Source organism: Chimaeribacter arupi (assembly GCF_002858805.1).
GTDB lineage: Bacteria > Pseudomonadota > Gammaproteobacteria > Enterobacterales > Enterobacteriaceae > Chimaeribacter > Chimaeribacter arupi.
This window is the reverse complement of the sequence record NZ_PJZI01000012.1, coordinates 56495-75444: the sequence shown is the minus strand read 5'-3', so window position 1 is coordinate 75444 and position 18950 is coordinate 56495. Positions and strand designations below refer to the sequence as shown.

Annotated in this window: 6 protein-coding genes; 2 read left to right on the top strand and 4 right to left on the bottom strand. The window is 61.3% G+C overall.

Translation table 11 applies throughout. The features are described from left to right. Positions 1-27: 27 nt before the first annotated feature. The 4 genes from rcsB to CYR52_RS09075 form a co-directional block, all read right to left on the bottom strand. Positions 28-678, bottom strand: a complete 651-nt coding sequence (rcsB, locus tag CYR52_RS09090; RefSeq protein WP_072930476.1) for a response regulator transcription factor RcsB — start codon at positions 676-678, stop codon at positions 28-30. Continuing rightward, entirely contained in the window at positions 671-3364 is a 2694-nt protein-coding gene (gene rcsD / locus CYR52_RS09085) for a phosphotransferase RcsD (RefSeq protein ID WP_072930474.1), read from the bottom strand. Before rcsD ends, rcsB begins: the two co-directional genes overlap by 8 nt. 22 nt (positions 3365-3386) lie before the next feature. Then, positions 3387-4538, bottom strand: a complete 1152-nt coding sequence (locus CYR52_RS09080) for an MFS transporter (RefSeq protein ID WP_101828466.1) — start codon at positions 4536-4538, stop codon at positions 3387-3389. A 71-nt stretch (positions 4539-4609) separates the two neighbouring features. After that, positions 4610-5068, bottom strand: coding sequence for a DUF4186 domain-containing protein (locus tag CYR52_RS09075; protein WP_101828481.1), 459 nt, complete (start codon positions 5066-5068; stop codon positions 4610-4612). Positions 5069-5534: 466 nt separating this feature from the next. On the opposite strand from CYR52_RS09075, the gene CYR52_RS09070 reads away from it, so the two are divergent. Both CYR52_RS09070 and CYR52_RS09065 read left to right on the top strand, forming a co-directional pair. Further along, a complete protein-coding gene (locus CYR52_RS09070; RefSeq protein WP_165699081.1) occupies positions 5535-12044 on the top strand; it encodes an Ig-like domain-containing protein in 6510 nt (2169 codons plus the stop codon). Between the two features lie 147 nt (positions 12045-12191). Next, a complete protein-coding gene (locus tag CYR52_RS09065; protein ID WP_165699080.1) occupies positions 12192-18719 on the top strand; it encodes an Ig-like domain-containing protein in 6528 nt (2175 codons plus the stop codon). Positions 18720-18950: the final 231 nt, after the last annotated feature.

Sequence of the window (18950 nt, the reverse complement as noted above, 5' to 3'; positions counted from 1 at the left end):
GCGCTTTTTGTTTTTCTGACGGGGTTATCAGCCGCGATCCACCGGGGTGGTGCTGACGGAAGAGAGGTAGTTGAGCAGGGCGATGTCGTTGTCCACGCCCAGCTTCATCATCGCCGACTTCTTCTGGCTGCTGATGGTTTTGATGCTGCGGTTCAGCTTTTTGGCGATCTCAGTCACCAGGAAGCCTTCGGCGAACAGGCGCAGCACTTCGCTCTCCTTCGGTGACAGGCGCTTGTCGCCGTAACCGTTGGCACTGATCTTCTCCAGCAGCTTGGAGACGCTCTCCGGCGTGAACTTCTTGCCTTTTTGCAGGGCGGCCAGCGCTTTCGGCAGATCGGTCGGCGCACCCTGTTTCAGCACAATGCCTTCGATGTCCAGATCCAGCACGGCGCTCAGGATCGCCGGGTTGTTGTTCATGGTCAGTACAATGATCGCCAGTTGCGGGTAGTGGCGTTTGATGTACTTGATTAGCGTAATGCCGTCGCCGTACTTCTCGCCCGGCATCGAGAGATCGGTGACCAGTACGTTGGCGTCCAGTTTCGCCAGATTGTTAATCAGCGCGGTGGAGTCCTCAAACTCCCCAACCACATTCACCCACTCTATCTGTTCCAGTGACTTTTTGATGCCAAACAGAACAATAGGGTGGTCATCGGCAATAATTACGTTCAGGTTATTCATGGTTTTGGCTACCTTGCTGTAGCAGTCTGCTGACAAAATGATCAATCTGACTGATGTTATTCTCGATTTTCAGCATATCGGTTTCAACAATATGCTGTTCTAACGTTTCACATAATACTTTGCCGGGGGTCAGATTCAACATGGCAAAAACCCCCTTCAGGCGATGTGCAGTCTGAGAAAGTGCTGTGAAATCATGTTGCTGGCTTTCGCTATGCAGTTTTTCCAGGTCCTCCGGGACGGTCTCGGTGAACAGCGCGTAGTAATCGCTGGCCTCAAGCTGCGCCCGGTAATCCTGGGTGTCGTCGCCCAGGGTGCTCTCTGGGGCCGGGCTGTCAACGGTGGCCGCCATCTGTTGCTCGATCAGCACCAGAATGGCATCAATGACAGCGCTGCTGATATTATAATTCACGCGAATATAATCCCGCTGCAACTGTTGGAAGCCCGCCTCGTCGCTGGAGAGCAACAAAGTGTAGCGATCACAGTGATGGGGATTATCTGTCAACATGACATCATAATCACGACTAATCTGTCTATCCTCTGCGGTAATACAGTTTGCACCGTATCCGGCCAGCAGCCGGGTGACGATCGAGCGCACCTCTTCCGAGGTCACATCCAGCAATACCGTCACGTCATCCAACAGTTTTTCGCTCTCTTCCTCGTCACGCGGCTCGATCCCCAGCAGGATGCGCACGGTATAACGCGTGCCGATATCCGCCTTGCTGCGGATCTCCAGCTGGCCGTTCAGCTTCTTGCACAACTGGTTGCACAGGAAGAAGGTGAGGCCGGAACCGTGGTTGAAGCGGTCGATCAGCGTCTGGCTGAGGAACGGGTAGTTCAGGTTACGGATCTCCTCTTTGGAGATGCCGCTGCCGGTGTCGGTGATGTGGAAAATCAGTTGCTCAGGCTGTTGCGGCTCACTCTCCACAATCAGCGAGATCTTGCCGAACGCGGTAGTGACGATCGCGTAGTCCAGCAGCAGCGACAGCACTTTCTTCAGCGCCTGTACGTCGCCGATGTAGTTCTGCGTCGCATCAAGCTGGAAGTGGTTGAACAGCGACAGCCCTTTGCGGTTCAGTGCCGGCAGCGTCTCCAGCAGCAGTTCATCCACCATCCCGGAGAGGGAGAACTGGTGGCGGGACGGCTGCCAGTCCTGGGTTTCCAGCCGGGTCAGCAGGGTGATGTTGTCAATCAGCGTCAGCACCGACTGCGACTCATACGCCAGGTCATCCAGCAGCGGCTGCCGCTCGTTGTCCGGGGCTTCCTGGAGGGCGGTGGAGAGCGCATGGATGGTGTTGAGCGGCTGGTTCAGCTCGATCCCCAGGTTATGCAGCATCAGTTTGCGTGCCTGGAGGTTCTTCTCATATTCGCGCCGCGCCTGTTGCAGCTTCTTGTTGACCATCACCTCTTTGTCCTGGTCATGCAGCAGGAACAGGTAGGTTTCCGGCGCAAACTTGCTGCGCAACATGCGGATCTCATACACCTCATTGTTCACCGTGGCCTGAATGGTGCCGTGGTGCTGCTCCGCCATCGCGGCGATCTTTTGCAGGCTGAGGTGCGGCAACAGGTGGTCGGCAATCTTATTGCTGGCGACCACACTGTTGCTGCCGAAGTTATACACCAGCAGCCCGGTCGGCAGGCTGGAGACAATCTCCTGGTTCAGCGCCTGCTGGGCGCGCAGTTGCGCCGCCATGTTCTCACTCGGGCGGATAAACTGATGGCGGATAAAGTAGATGCCGCTCATCGCCATCCCCAGCAGCGCCAGGTTAATCAGCAGCAGCCAGCTGTTGTTGTGCAGCATATCCAGCGCCAGGCCCGGCAGGGGAACGCGGTATACCACCTCTAACGGCGCGTTGGCGAGCGGCGTGGAGAAATCAAGCCACCAGCCGGTGCGCGTCACCTGCGTGTTGCTGCCGTTATTGTCGGCCTCACCTTCGCCGGCCGGTGCCGTGGGTTCGCGCAACTGGAAATTGGCGCGCGCCAGGTTGGCCGGCAGCAGGTCGTTCACCGGCAGGTCAAAGGCGATCACCGTCGCCAGATGGCCGGGGTTATTAAAGGTGGTGCGCAGCGAGAAGAACATGTCATTGCTGAAGCGGGATTTGCGCAGGGTCGAGAAGCTCTCGCGCTCATCCAGCGTATTGGCCTGTTGCAGCATCTCATTGCGGCGTGCGTCGGCGGAAGTGGTGAGGTAATTCTCCTTGAAGCGCGACGTCAGCTCCTGCAACGGCTGGGTGGTGACCATGATCAGGCTGTTATCCTGCCCGTTCAGGTAGTACATGGTGTAGGTCTGCGGCTTGCCGCCCCACTGCATGTCGAGGTAGTTCGACACCTGCAGGGTCAAATCCAGGGTGGCGCTCTCATGGTTGCCGAAAATCACCGCGTCGGTTTTGCGGTGCGGTTTCTGCACATAGAACACGTCCGGCCGCAGGCGGATCTCCTGCGCCGGTGTCGCGCTCTCCCCTTGCGGGCTGCCGGTATAGTTGTCGTAAATCTGGTAGGTGTTATAGCGGTAAATATCGATCCGCTGCTGCATCCGGCCGGCGATGTTCTCCAGCACGTGCTTTTTATCGTTCAGATACGCCGTGGTGTAGTTATACCCATATATCCCAATCCCGGTGGTGAGCAACAGGATAAACACCAGAAAAAACCGGGTGATATTGGTAGACGTCAATGACAAATACTTTTGCATAAAAGTGAATAGGGATCCTTGATTACCGCGTCACGAATCTGGCGCTGGCAGTGACTACCAGCATCAGGGCGGCCACGCAGGCAAAGGCCACCGACAAATTACTCAATTGGGCAATAAAACCAATCAGCGCCGGCCCGGCCAGAATACCGGCGTAGCCCAGCGTCGTGACTGAGGCGATCGCCAGGTTGGCGGGCATCGCCGTCTGGTTACCGGCGGCGCTGAACATAATCGGCACCAGGTTAGCCGCCCCGATGCCCACCAGCACAAACCCGGCCAGCGCGCTCACCAGGCCCGGCACCAGGATCGCCAGCAGCAGCCCGGCCACGGCGCACAGGCTGCCGGACAGCAGCACACGGAAGCGGCCGAGCGCCTGCACAATGCGGTCACCGTTCAGCCGCCCCAGGGTCATCGCCACCGAAAAAGCGGCATAGCCGATGCCGGCATGTTCCGGTGCCACGCCGCGTGAGCCGATCAAAAACAGCGCGCCCCAGTCCAGCATCGCGCCTTCCAGCAGGAACATCACAAAACAGAGGAAACCGAGAAACACCACCCAGCCGCGCGGCAGCACCAGCAGCGGCCCCGACTGTGGCTCATGTTGCGGCCAGAGGTGGCGGCGCGCCGGGGCCATCAGCAGCACGGTGACCGCCACCACCGCCAGGGCAGCCCACAGCGGCGAGCGCGTCAGCCACAGCAGCGCACTCACGCCCAGCGCACCGGCAATGCTGCCGATGCTGAAAAAGCCGTGGAACCCGGACATCATCGCCCGCCCGCTGGCTTTCTCCACCAGCACCGCATGGACATTCATCGACACATCGAGCATCCCGATCGCCGCCCCGAACAGCAGCAGCGCCAGCGCCATCCCGGCCTGGCTCTCCATCACTGCCAGCAGCGGCAGGTCCAGGCAGATGAGCGCGGCCGCCAGCATAATTACCCAACGGCACCCCAGGCGGCCGGTCAAGACGCCGGTCAGCGGCATCCCCAGCATGGAGCCGGCCCCGATGCAGAGCAGCAGCAGGCCGAGTGACGCGTCGTTAATCGCCAGCCGCGCTTTCACAAACGGCACCAGCGGCGCCCAGGCGGACATCCCGAACCCGGCGACAAAAAACGTCACACGGGTGGCGATCTGTTGCGCAATGCCCGGCGCAGGTTGCCCGGCGCAGTAGTCAGTGGTCATGGCGATACGAATTCCCTGTTTCAGACCTGTTATGTGAAGGATACCGTTTTTAGCGTATCTGGTAAAACCAGTTAACGTTCCCGGCCGCCGGGCGGCAGCAGTTCCAGTTGTTGCGGCGCTGCCGGGGCAGGGGCGGGGGCCGGTGCCGTGGGCGCACGGCGTTGCAGCCACAGCGCGATCATCTCCACACTATACGCCTGTTGCGCCGGGGTAAGCGGCACGCCGCGCGGGATCCCGTGCCATTTCTCCAGGCAGCCGCGGCAACAGGTGGCGGTGGCGTGCTGGGCAACAAACACCGGGTGGCCGCGCATCGGCGTCTGTTTGCCGTCATTGGCCGGGTGAGCCGCCGCCAGCCGCCGGGCAATGAATTCCCGGGCATGGGCCAGCACCTGCGGCAGGCCTTTGGCGTGCAGGTAAGCGGCATCGTGGGTATTCAGCCGGAAGCGGGCGCGAAACGGTGAGGTTTGCAGCCGCTGCCAGCACTGTTCAGTGGGTTTCACATTTACCTCGCGGGCGGGCAAGCGCGTCATGTTAGCAGAAAGTAACAGGGTATAACGTGGCATTTTTCCGAAAGTGAACCCGTGGCCCCCGCCGGAGAGACCGGGGCGCACGAGGTTTTTGGCAGGCGGTGAAAAATAGCGCCCGGCAACCTGCCGGCACCCCCTTTTAAGTTGTGAAAATTTGTGTCTACACTGTGCGCCTTAAATCAAATTTCGCGCCATTTTTCTAATGTGTCATTCTGCTTATTAATAATAAGCGGAAGGGTGGCTTAATACGCCTTTCCCTTTCCGCTAAGGCGATGTCGTTTTTTTAAAAATAGAAAAAAAGTTTATTCATTTCGCTTTTATTTCATTTTTATTTAGCGTTGCCGCACCAGTTCAGAAAGCGTAGCTATGTGATGTTGAAGTGATTTTATGATCACCATGCCCGTTACCCATGAATAATGGGGAAAACGGCATGGACATTATTTACAGCTTATTGAATAAGAGGCAATCCATGACGACCGCAACTCTTTTTTCCCGGCAGACCGGCAACCTTATTTCCCAGATTATTGATGCCAGTCAGGTTATTTCACTGACAGAGCCCAGCGTGATTACCATTAATAACGCCCGCGGCTGGGCCACCGGTTATTCCCGCAGCGGTGACGACCTGTCGCTGGCGACCCAAGACGGCACCACCCTGCAATACCGTCACTTCTTCGCGGCCGGCAGCGCCGGCACCCTGGTATTTGATGACGGCAGCGGCCCGGCCACGCAGGCGGTGTTCAGCCATGATGCCGGCAGCAGCAGCCTGACGCCGGTGTTTAAGGCGTACCACGCGCCGGTTGAGGCCGCCGGCGCCGCGCGCAGCACCCAGGCGAGCGCCGCCGACATTAACGCCGTGGCTGATGTTGATGCGGCCGATACACCCACGATTACCATCAATACCTTTGCCGGTGACAACATCATCAACTACGCCGAAGGGCAGGTCGAGCAGGTGTTGAGCGGCACCACCACCGGCATTGAGGCCGGGCAGTCGCTGACGGTCGCCTTCAACAGCATAGTTTCCTTCTGGACGGAGGTGCAGGCCGACGGCAGCTGGCAGCTGACGCTTAACGCCGCGTCGATGTACGACCTGTTGCGCTACGGCTCCACCGAGATCACCGCGGAAAGCGCCAATGCGGCCGGGGAGGAAGCCACCGTCAGCGTGCCGTTCCAGGTGCTCAGCGACTGGCCCTCCGTGACCCTGAACGCCTTTGCCGGGGATAACGTCATCAGCGGCCCGGAAGATCAGGCGACCCAGATCCTGAGCGGCAGCACCAGCCGGGTAGAAGCCGGGCAGACGGTCACCCTGACGCTGAACGGCAACACCTACACCGCCACCGTGGATGCAGACGGCTACTGGCGCACCAGCGTGCCCGCCGCGGACGTGGCCGCGCTGCCGGACGGCGCGCAGCTGGTCGCCACCGTCACGAATGCGCTCGGCCGGGAAGCCGGGGACAGCGCCACCCTGACGGTTAACAGCAGCCTGCCGTCCCTGACCGTTGACCCGTTTGCCACCGACAATGTGTTGAGTGATGCCGAGGCGCAAAGCGCCCAGACGCTGAGCGGCACCACCACCGGCGTGGAGGCGGGGCAGGCCGTCACGGTCACCCTGAATGAGAAAACCTACAGCACCACCGTCGCGGCAGACGGCAGCTTCTCCCTTTCCGTGCCGTCTGCTGACCTGCTGGCGCTCTACAGCGGCCAGACCACGATCGCGGCCCGCGCCGCCAACCTGGCCGGGCAGGAGACCCAGGGCAGCGAAATCCTGACCGTGGACTTCGCCACCGCGCGGCTGGTGGTCGACCCGGTCGCGGGGGATAACTACATCAATGCCAGTGAATCCAGCTACCTGGTGCTGAGCGGCACAACGGTGGATGTACCGGCCGGGTCGTGGGTCGTCATCACCTTCAATGACCGCATCTTCCGCGCCGAAGTCGAAGCGGACGGCAGTTGGAGCACCTACGTCAGTGACCTGGTGGTGAACAGTTTCCCCGACGGCCAGTACCCCATCACCTTCAGCGCGCCGGGCAGTGCGCCGGTGACGCTGGATGTCGGGCTGTACATTGATAACCAGGCGCAGCTCAACGTGCAGATTGATACCCTGTTCGGTGACGACGTGCTGACCCCCGGTGAAACCTTGCAGGATCAGGTACTGACCGGCACCACCGGTATCACCGGCGCGGGCCAGACAATCAGCGCCGAGCTGGAAGGGGTCACCCACACCGGCAGCGTGGACAACGACGGCAACTGGACGATCACCGTGCCCGCCGCCGCCTTGCAGGCGCTGCAAAACCCCAATGGTTATGTGTATGTGCAGGCCGCGGATCTGGCCGGGAACAGCATCGCCGTGGGCAGGTCATTTGAGCTGGTTTTCAGCCCCGCCACCCTGACCATTGACCCGATCACCGGCGATAATATCCTGACGGCGGCCGAAACCGCGACGCCCCTGACAGTAAGCGGCGTGTCGTACCGGGTGCCGGAGGGCGTAACGATTACCGTAACGCTGAACGGCAAGGAGTACACCACCACCGCACCGGGTAATGACACCTGGAGCGTGCAGATGCCGGCGGCCGATCTGGCGGGGCTGACGGACGGTGTCTACACCGTGACTGCCGCCACCATCAACATTGACCTCGAACCGGTCACCACCCAACAGGATCTGACGGTGGATCTTGCTCCCGCCCCGGCCTTCAGCGTAGACCCGGTCACCGGTGACGATATCCTCTACGTCGATGAAACCTCCGGTGAGATTGTGATAACAGGCCGTGCGCCGGTCAGCGCCGTGGGCGGGTCCGTCACCGTCACCGCATTTGACGACCCGGCTTACCGCTACACCGGCACCGTCGCGGCAGACGGCACCTGGCAGGTTACCGTGCCGGAATATAATTTCGGCGGCACATCGAATGGCGTCTATACGCTGGTGGCGGAACTCACCGCACCGGACGGCACCGTCACCACCACCACCACCACCCACGACATCACCATTAACGTGTGGCCCTTCAGCGGTGACTTCTACTTTGATGACTTTACCGGCGACAGCACATTGACGGCGGAAGAGCGCACGCAGGATCAGGTCTTCAGCGGCACCTTCGCGAGCGAGGAGAACGATGTCAGCGGGTTGGGGATCACCGTCTACATGCATGACAACGACGGCCAGACCTTTGCCTATACCGGCACCACGGACGGCAACGGCCGCTGGTCAGTCACCATTCCGGCCGCCGACCTGCAACAACTGAGCGAGGGCTGGAGTTACATGACGGCCACCGCCACAGACGCCGCAGGCAACGGTGCCTCCAGCTCCCGCGAAGCAGACTTCGCCGTATTGCCGGCAACCGGCGGCACCATCACCGTTAACCCGATCGCCGGGGACAATGTGCTGACGGCGGATGAAATCAGCGATGGGCTGACGATCAGCGGCAGCAGCACCTATATGGGGGAGCGGTATACGCAGATCGAGGTCGAGATAAACGGGACGCTCCGCATTTATGCCGATTATGAGTCCGACTGGTCAGTGACCTTCAGCCGGGAGTTTATCGCCACCCTGCCGGACGGCCCGCTGACAGTGACCGCCTCCGGGTATGACCTCAGCGGGAACCGGGTGACCACCACCGCCACCCTGGAGGTGAACCTGAGCGATGTGTCAACGCTGACCCTTGACCCGGTCACCGGCGACGATGTGATCTCTGCCGATGAGGCAGGCGGCGAGATTGTGATCACCGGCCGCGCGCCGTTAAGCACCCAGGGCGGCACCGTCACGGTCACTGCCTTTGACGACCCGGCTTATCGCTACACCGCGACGGTGGAGGAGGGCGGCACCTGGCAGGCCACCGTGCCGGCCGGGGCCTTCAGCGGCCGGGCCAACGGCGTCTATACGCTGGTGGCGGAGCTCACCGCGCCGGACGGCACCGTCACCACCCTTAACCATGACGTCACCAGCAACCAGCTGCCGTTCAGCGGCGGTTTTGCGTTCTACGTTTTTGCCGGGGATGATGTGCTGAACGCCGAGGAACAGGCGCAGGATCAAATCCTGGAGGGGGAAGTCTTCAGCGACGACGGCGGTAATGTCGCGGGGCTGGCGGTGACTATCCAGATGACCACATTCGACGGCCAGCAATTCACCTACACCACCACCACCGGCGAGAATGGGTATTGGCAGGTAACCCTGCCGTCGTCTGATTTGGAGCAATTACGCAACGGCTGGGTAAACCTGGTCGGCACGGTGGCTGACGGCGCAGGCAATACCCTCAGCAATGAAAGCCAGTTCACGGTGCTGGCAGGCATCGGTACCCTCACCATTAACCCGATCGCCGGGGATAACGTGCTGACGGCGGATGAGATTGGTAACGGGCTGGTGGTCAGCGGCAGCGGCGAATTCCTGGATATGCCGCTCTCCCTTGAGGTGACGATTAACGGCGTCTCCCAGGGGTTCTCTGATTACAGTTCTGACTGGTCAGTGACCTTTACCCCGCAACAGCTGGCCGGCTTCCCGGATGGCCCGCTGACCGTGACGGTCACGGCTTACGATATTGAATTCAACCTGATTACCGCGACCTCGACGTTGACGGTGGATCTGGGCGACCTGCAACCGCTGACCTTCAACCCCTTCGGCGGGGATGACAACTACCTGGATGAAGATGAACTGGAGAGTGACCAGCTGCTCAGCGGCCAGGCAGGCAACCTCGCGGCGGGCAGTATCGTTACGCTGACGCTGGGCGAGTTTACCTACCAGGCCGAGGTGCAGGCGGACCACAGCTGGAGCGTGCTGATCCCGTCTGCGGATCTGCAAACCCTGCCCAATGACGCCACCACCGGCATCAGCGCCACGGTCACCGACGCTGACGGCAACCTGCTGGCGGCGGGCAGCCATACCTTCCTGCTCTACCGCACGCCGGGCGAGCTCAACATCGACACCCTGGCGGGGAACGGCATCCTGACGGCCGATGAGGCCACCGTGCCATTGGTTATCAGCGGCACCATCACCAACGGCCGGGTGGGCGCGGCAGTGACGGTGGACCTGAACGGCCACCTCTACCAGACCACGGTCACGGCCTCTGACGGCAGCTGGCAAGTGTCGGTGCCGGTGGAGGATCTGGCGCAGCTGGGCAACACCGAGTACTGGGTCTCGGCGACCTCCACCGATCTCAGCGGCAATGAGATAAACGGCCTGAACCTGCTGGTGGTCGATCTTTACGTGCCGGTGATCACCCTCGACCCGATCGCCGGGGATAACATCATCAACGTCGCCGAAGCGGCGGCGGGGGTGGTGCTCAGCGGCCAGAGTTCGGAAGCGGGCGGGGTGGTCAGCGTACAGCTCAACGGCGTGACTTATGAGGCCGGGGTTGATGAAGAGGGCAGCTGGCAGCTGGCCCTGCCGAACAGTGCCCTCGCCGGGCTGGAAGATGGCCGCTATACCCTGACCCTCAGCCAGACCGGTTTCAACGGCCAGACCACCACCGTCACGGAGTCGCTGCTGCTGGACGCCGACCCGGCCAACCGGCCGGTGTTGCGCATCCACACCATCTCCCACGATAACGTGCTCAACGGCGCGGAGCTTCAGAGCGACCAGATTATCACCGGCAGCTCGGAGAACGTGGAGAGCGGGCAGACGTTGAGCCTGAAAATCGGCGGCGTGACCTACACCACCCAGGTGCAGCCGGGCGGCGGCTGGTCGCTGATTGTCCCGGCGGAAGACCTGGCGGCGCTGGGTGACGGTGGCGAGACGCTGCGCGCCGGCGTCACCGATGCCTCCGGCAACCGCGCCACCGCCAGCCGCAACCTCATTATCAAAAGCGACCGTGACGGCCTGAGCATCGACCCGGTCACCGGCGACAACCTGATTAACGCTGCCGATGCAGAGGGCGCGATTACCCTGACCGGCCACACCGACGGCGTGCGGCATGGCGCCACGGTACGGCTGACGCTCAACGGTGAGCACTACACCGCCAAAGTCGGCAAAGACGGCAGCTGGTCGGCTAAGGTCCCGGCCGCCGATGTGGCGGCGCTGGAGGAGGGCAGCGCCACGCTCACCGCCTGCGTGAAAAGCGCCTGCGGCCAGATGTTGTATGCCAAAGCGGTGCTGACGGTGGACACCCGCGCGCCGGAGCTGACGTTGACCGCAGTCACCGGTGACAACCTCATCAGCCTTCAGGAGGCGCAGGCGGGCTTTGCGCTGACCGGCAGCGCCGGGATTGCCGCCGCCGGATTATTGGTGCTGGTGGTGCTCAACGGCGTGGAGTATCACGCCACTGTGCAGGCGGGCGGTGACTGGACGATTGCCATCCCGGCCGGGACGCTGGCTGACCAACCGGCCGGGGATTACCCGCTGACGGTGAGCCTGACCGACACCGCAGGCAACCTCACCTCGTTGACCAGTGTCGTGACGCTGGAGGCCGCGCCGGACGCGGACGCCACAGAGACCGCCGCCCTGACGGTCACCAGCCAGACGGTGGCAGCGGAGAGCGCTGACAGCACCCTGACCAGCGCGCTGGCGGTACCGGACACCGCAACGGATACGGCAGACGGCACCTACGCCATCGGCGGCCAGACGCTGACCCTGACGGAACCGGGCGCTGAAGCCCTCGGCGGCAGCGGCAATGACACCATCCTGCTCAACACCCTGGACTTCCTGCACATCGACGGCGGCAGCGGCATAGACACGCTGCTGCTGGCGGGCAGCGACCAGCATCTCGACCTCACCGCGTTCGGGCTGAAGATCGAGAACATCGATATCTTCGACCTCGGCAACGGCAGCAACAGCCTGACGCTGGGCCTGCACGAGGCCGAAACGGTGCGGGATACGCCGGAAGAGAGCCTGTTTATCCGTGGGGCAGACGGCAGCCAGCTGACGTTAGCGGGCGATAACACCTGGGAAACCAGTGGCCAGCGCGAAGTCGGCGGCCTGTTGTTTGATGTCTACCACGCCACCGGGCTGGAGAGTGCGGATCTGCTGGTACAGCAGGGCATTCTGGTGCAACAGGGGTAATCAGCCACAGGGGGCCGAGCAACCCGGCCCCCTTATCCCTTTAACGTAACGTCCCACCAGGATCTCCCTGCGCTTTTTCCTGAGCCGTGCATAACGGGAAGGTGCCGCATGGGGGATATTTATGGATTCGTGAACACGAGGCACTCTATGACAAGGACATTTTCTCTCTCCCGCTACCACAGCACCCTGACGTCCCCGCGTATTGATGACACCCCGGTTATTACGCTGGCCGGATCGTTAAACAGCGCCGCCGCCAGTCACACCCCGGCACCGGAAACTGACATCCCGCAGGCAGACGCGGGACAGGCCACCACGGCCACGGAAGCACAAGCCGTTGCCCCGACGCTGACTATTTACCCCTTTGCCGGTGACAACATCCTCAATGGCGTTGAGGGAGAAACTGAACAAATTATTCGTGGTATGACAACCGGTATAGCCGCCGGGCGGGTCGTCAATATCACGGTTGGGGATTACGCCCATGCAACCGCTACCGTCCAGGCGGACGGTAGCTGGAGCGCGGCCATCCATCCCTCGGATATGTACTACGTGTTTCGCTATAACGGAAGTGGAATTGTGGCGTCGGTCAGTAATGCCGACGGCACCAATGCCTACGCTTCGTCACCTCTTACCGTGAATTATGGTTGGCCCTCCCTGACCCTTCACGCCTTTACCGGTGACGATATTGTCAGCGGCCAGGAAGGGCAGGCAGCCCAGCGCCTGAGCGGCAGTGCAGGGTTTGTTGAGCCGGGCCAGATTGTCACGGTCACCCTGAATGAAAAAACCTATACCGCGCAAGTCGGGACGGATGGCAATTGGTACATCGACATCCCGGCCGCGGATATGGCAACTCTGCCCGATGGTGCAGAGATAACCGCCACCGTCAGCAATGCGCGCGGCCAGCAGGCGGGGGACAGCGCCACCCTGACGGTCAACAGCAGCCTGCCGTCACTGACCTTAAATGCGTTCGCCACCGACAACGTGCTGAGTGATGCCGAGGCCTTCCGCTCACCGGCCCTGAGCGGCACCACCACCGGGGTCGAAGCCGGGCAAACGGTGACCATCACCCTGAACGGCAAAACCTATACCACCCTGGTCGCCGCCGACGGCAGCTTCTCCGCCGCGATCCCGGCCGCCGATCTGTTGCGGCTTTACAACGGGGAGGCGGAGATTTCAGCAACGGCGACCAACCAGGCGGGGGAAACAACCCGTGACAGCCAGTTTTTTACCGCCGTTTATACCACGCCGCGTATTATCGTTAACCCGGTGACCGGCGATAACTATATTAACGGGTTGGAAGTCGGCAGCGTTGAGATTAGCGGCAGCGCACCCTCTATTGCCGGTTCTGTGATTAACCTGACGTTTGTTAACAGAAGCTTCAGCACGCAGGTAGAAGCTGACGGCACCTGGCGCATCCCGATTGAGGGGATGTTTATGTACGGCTTGCCGGACGGCCAGTATACGCTGACCGTTGACGCCCCCGGCAGCGCCCCGGTCAGTGTGGACGTGGGGCTCTATGCCTCACCGCTCAATAATTTCCCGATGCGTATCGACACCCCGTTTGGTGATGGCGTGCTGACCTCTGCCGAAGCGGCACAGGCGCAGACCCTGACCGGATCGACAGGAATTACCGGCGCAGGTCAGCGAATTGAGCTGAGTATCGGGGAGTGGCGTTATGAGACCACCGCCGCTGCCAACGGGGAGTGGGTGGTCACCGTCCCGGCGGGCGCACTCCAGGAAATCTCAGGGACGAGTGAGCGGATCTCTGTTGTAGCGTATGATTTCGTCGGTAACTACGATTACGAAGATAAACGTTTCGAAGTGGCGTTCGGCGATGCCAACCTGACTATGAAGCCGGTCGCCGGGGATAACATCATTAACGCCGCTGAAGCCGCTGCCGGTATTGTGCTCAGCGGCACCGCGAATGCGTCGGCCGCCGGGCTGACGCTGACCGTCACGCTTAACGGTGTGGTTCACCGCACCACCATTACCAGTAACGGTAGCTGGTCAGTACCAATCACCACCGCGGAGCTGGTCAGCCTGCCTGACGGCATTGTCACAGCAACCGTGGCCCTGCCGGGCAGCGCGCCGGTTAATATTGACGTGAACGTCGCGATTCAGGCCAGTCCCGCCCCGGTGTTTGACACCCCCTTTGGTGACAGTGTACTGACAGCGGAAGAAGCTGCCACCGACCAGCTGTTGACCGGCACCACCGGGGTTACCGGCAGCGGGCAGTCGGTGGTGGTCACGCTGAACGGCAAAACCTATGCTGCCACCGTGGATGACAGCGGCCACTGGCAGGCGATCCTGCCATCTTCTGTTTTGCAGGCGTTGCCGGAGGGCGGCGCGACCCTGAAGGTGATTGCCACCGATGCGGCAGGTTACAGCGGAAGCGACACCCTCACGATACTGGTCGATCAGATCACTGCCCCGATCACCATTTACCCGGTTACCGGTGACAATCTGGTTAACTTTGACGAAGCGCTGGACGGCATCACCCTGGGCGGCATCACCGATGGGTTGCCGACCGGCACCGTGCTGACGCTGACGCTCGCCGGGAACACCTACACCACCACCACCGGCACAGACGGCAGCTGGACGTATGACGTGTCTCAGCATGATGTTTTCAATAGCTGGTGGCAGGCCAGCCCGCTGGTACTGACCGTAACGGCCCCCGACGGGCAGTCCGCCAGCACTGTGATCGGCAACTATATCGATAACCGCGCAGACGCGACCTTCAATCAGCCCTTTGGCGACGGCATCCTCACCCTTGCCGAGGCGGCCACCGACCAGGTGCTGACCGGTAAAACCGGGATGCGCGGCGCCGGGCAAACGGTAGTGGTGACGCTGGAGAGTGAGCCACTTGGCAACGGCAACGTCGCCTCCTTTAGCGGCAGCGTGGATGAGAACGGCAACTGGCAAGTGACCCTGCCGTCCGCCGCATTACAGGCGCTGACCGGGAGCTGGGTTTACATGCTGGCTACCGTCACCGACATCGCCGGTAACAGCGGAACCGCTGAGCAGATCCCGACGCTGGCCCTGACGCCGCCGACGCTGACGCTCGACCCGCTGACCGGCGACAACCAGCTTAACCGTGATGAGTTGCTGGCAGGCGTCACCCTCACCGGGCAGACGAATGCACCCGGTGCCAACGTTATTGTGACCTTAAATGGCAGTTCCTACTCCGCACTTGCCGATGGTGATGGACACTGGAGCATTGAGCTTTCACCGGAAGTCTTGGCGGAACTGACATCCGGCAGCTATACGCTGACAGCCACAGTGAACGATAAGCACAATAATCAGGAGCAAATCAATCAGGTTATTGTTGTGGAGGAAATGGCGCTGCCGGAGCTGACTTTCAACCCGTTTACCGGTGATGATCTCCTGAACAGTAGGGAACAGAGCCTCGATCAATCCCTCAGCGGCTACGCCTATAACATTGATGCGGGCAATATTGTTACCCTGACGCTGAAAGGAAAGCAGTATAGCGCTGAAGTTCAACAGGATGAGCGTTGGAGTGTACAGGTTCCGGCCGATGATCTGGCCCTGCTTACTTACGGGGACGTCACTATTACCGGCAATGTCACGGATGCAGCAGGCAATGTGATGGCTTCTGCAGAACATCTCTTTGTTGTCGACCCAAGCGCAGGCGGTATCAGCATCAACCCGCTGGCGGGGGGCGATAATATGCTGAATGCCGAAGAGGCTGCCGGGGGGCTGGTTGTCAGCGGCACCGTAGATCAGGTCTCGGCGCGTGCCGGGGTCACAGTCATCTTGAATGGGGGGCATTATCATGCTTCCCTGGACTTCCCGGAAATTGGCGTTGACTGGACGCTAACCATTCCGCCGGAAGATTTGGCCCTGTTGCCGGATGGCCCGGTCACGCTCAAGGCCACGACATATGATTTCTTATTTAATACCATCTCGACTATCACCACACTTGACGTGTATCTGCATAACCTGCCTGAACCCACCGTCAATACGCCATTTGGGGATGGCGTGCTTACCAGTGATGAAGTGCAACAGGCACAGATTCTCACCGGCAGCACCGGCGTCAATGGGGCCGGGCAGAGTGTGGCCCTGACCATTGCCGATTATCCGGTCTCCGCCGTCGTAGACAGCGACGGCCACTGGCAAGCCACAGTGCCGGTGACGACCCTGCAACAGCTCAGTAACGGCGACCTGGCCCTGACGGTGACGGCCACCGATGCTGCCGGTAACATCAGCAGCACCCAGACGACCTTTTTCGCGGACATTAACGCGCCGACTTTCCAGATCGACCCGATCAGCGATGACAACATCCTGAATGCCGATGAGACGGCAAACGAGATTGTGATCAGCGGCCATGCACCGGCCGGCACGATTGTTGTCACCGTTTTTGATGATCCGGCCTACCGCTACACCGGCACCGTGGAGACCAACGGCCGCTGGCAGGTCACCGTACCGGCCGGAAGTTTCAGCAGTGCGGCCAACGGCACTTACACGCTGGTGGCGGAGCTGACCGCGCCGGACGGCACCGTCACCACGGCCAGCCATGACGTCACCATCAACCAATGGCCCTTTACCGGCAGCTTCTCTTTTGATGCGTTCACCGGGGATGGGGTGCTGACCTATGACGAACGGGCGCAGGATCAGCTGTTTAGTGGCCGTTTCCTGAGTGATGAAAATCCTGAGGGTGGGGTGAGGATCCGTATCCAGGCGTTTGATCTGGAAGGTCAGCCATTCTATTACACCACCACGACCGATCGAGAGGGGCGCTGGCAGGTGACGTTGCCGTCTGCAGATTTACAACGGATGGGCGAAGGTCATCTGGTGGTGCTGGCAGAGGCCACTGATGGGGTGGATAACCGCATCAGTGGGCGGGATGAGTTTGTGGGGCTGCCGGAAGAGAGCGGCTTCATCACCCTTGACCCGATCGCCGGGGACAACATCATCAACGCTGCTGAGGCGGCAGCCGGGGTGGTGCTCAGCGGCCAGAGCTCGGAGGCGGGCGGGGTGGTCAGCGTGCAGCTCAACGGCGTGACTTATGAGGCCGGGGTTGATGAAGAGGGCAACTGGCAGCTGGCCCTGCCAAACAGTGCCCTCGCGGAGCTGGAAGATGGCCGCTACACCCTGACCCTCAGCCAGACCGGTTTCAACGGCCAGACCACCACCGTCACGGAGTCGCTGCTGCTGGACGCCGACCCGGCCAACCGGCCGGTGTTGCGCATCCACACCATCTCCCACGATAACGTGCTCAACGGCGCGGAGCTTCAGAGCGACCAGATTATCACCGGCAGCTCGGAGAACGTGGAGAGCGGGCAGACGTTGAGCCTGAAAATCGGCGGCGTGACCTACACCACCCAGGTGCAGCCGGGCGGCGGCTGGTCGCTGATTGTCCCGGCGGAAGACCTGGCGGCGCTGGGTGACGGTGGCGAGACGCTGCGCGCCGGCGTCACCGATGCCTCCGGCAACCGCGCCACCGCCAGCCGCAACCTCATTATCAAAAGCGACCGTGACGGCCTGAGCATCGACCCGGTCACCGGCGACAACCTGATTAACGCTGCCGATGCAGAGGGCGCGATTACCCTGACCGGCCACACCGACGGCGTGCGGCATGGCGCCACGGTACGGCTGACGCTCAACGGTGAGCACTACACCGCCAAAGTCGGCAAAGACGGCAGCTGGTCGGCTAAGGTCCCGGCCGCCGATGTGGCGGCGCTGGAGGAGGGCAGCGCCACGCTGACCGCCTGCGTGAAAAGCGCCTGCGGCCAGATGCTCTACGCCAAAGCGGTGCTGACGGTGGACACCCGTGCGCCGGAGCTGGCGTTGCTCCCGGTCACCGGTGACAACCTCATCAGCCTTCAGGAGGCGCAGGCGGGCTTTGCGCTCACCGGCAGCGCCGGGATTGCCGCCGCCGGATTATTGGTGCTGGTAGTGCTCAACGGCGTGGAGTATCAGGGCAAGGTGCAGGCGAGCGGTGACTGGACGGTTGCCATCCCGGCCGGGACGCTGGCTGACCAACCGGCGGGGGATTACCCGCTGACGGTAAGCCTGACCGACACCGCAGGCAACCTCACCTCGTTGACCAGTGTCGTGACGCTGGAAGCCGCGCCGGACGCGGACGCCACAGAGACCGCCGCCCTGACGGTCACCAGCCAGACGGTGGCGGAGAGCGCTGACAGCACCCTGACCAGCGCGCTGGCGGTACCGGACACCGCAACGGATACGGCAGAGGGCACCTACGCCATCGGCGGCCAGACGCTGACCCTGGCGGAACCGGGCGCTGAAGCCCTCGGCGGCAGCGGCGATGACACCATCCTGCTCAACACGCTGGACTTCCTGCATATCGACGGCGGCAGCGGCACCGACACGCTGCTGCTGGCGGGCAGCGACCAGCACCTCGACCTCACCACGCTCGGGCTGAAGATTGAGAACATCGATATCTTTGACCTCGGCAACGGCAGCAACAGCCTGACGCTGGGGCTGCATGAGGCCGAAACGGTGCGGGATACGCCGGAAGAGAACCTGTTTATCCGCGGGGCGGACGGCAGCCAGCTTGTGCTCACCGGCGATAACACCTGGGAAACCCACGGCCAGCGCGAAGTCGGCGGCCTGTTGTTTGATGTTTACCACGCCACCGGGCTGGAGAGTGCGGATCTGCTGGTACAGCAGGGCATTCTGGTGCAACAGGGGTAATTAAAAGAGGCGCCGGGGAAGCCCGGTGCCTTATAAACCAGAGAGACCGCGGTAAATAAACGGCGTCTCTGGCCTTTTTCCTAAAAATGACTGTTTTTACCCTGCGCTGTCAAAAGGAAATATTCAGAGGTCGCGCGCAGAATATATAAATAACCCGGTTTACCCTATTTTCCTGTTATTTTTCAGTTACACTGGACACCTGACAATAGACCCTGAATCAATACGTTAATC

Bases quoted from the DNA above. Each gene is read 5' to 3' on its own strand.
- CYR52_RS09065 (WP_165699080.1), top strand. From the start codon at position 12,192: ATGACAAGGACATTTTCTCTCTCCCGCTACCACAGCACCCTGACGTCC.
- CYR52_RS09075 (WP_101828481.1), bottom strand. From the start codon at position 5,068: ATGACGCGCTTGCCCGCCCGCGAGGTAAATGTGAAACCCACTGAACAG.
- rcsB (WP_072930476.1), bottom strand. From the start codon at position 678: ATGAATAACCTGAACGTAATTATTGCCGATGACCACCCTATTGTTCTG.
- rcsD (WP_072930474.1), bottom strand. From the start codon at position 3,364: ATGCAAAAGTATTTGTCATTGACGTCTACCAATATCACCCGGTTTTTT.
- CYR52_RS09070 (WP_165699081.1), top strand. From the start codon at position 5,535: ATGACGACCGCAACTCTTTTTTCCCGGCAGACCGGCAACCTTATTTCC.
- CYR52_RS09080 (WP_101828466.1), bottom strand. From the start codon at position 4,538: ATGACCACTGACTACTGCGCCGGGCAACCTGCGCCGGGCATTGCGCAA.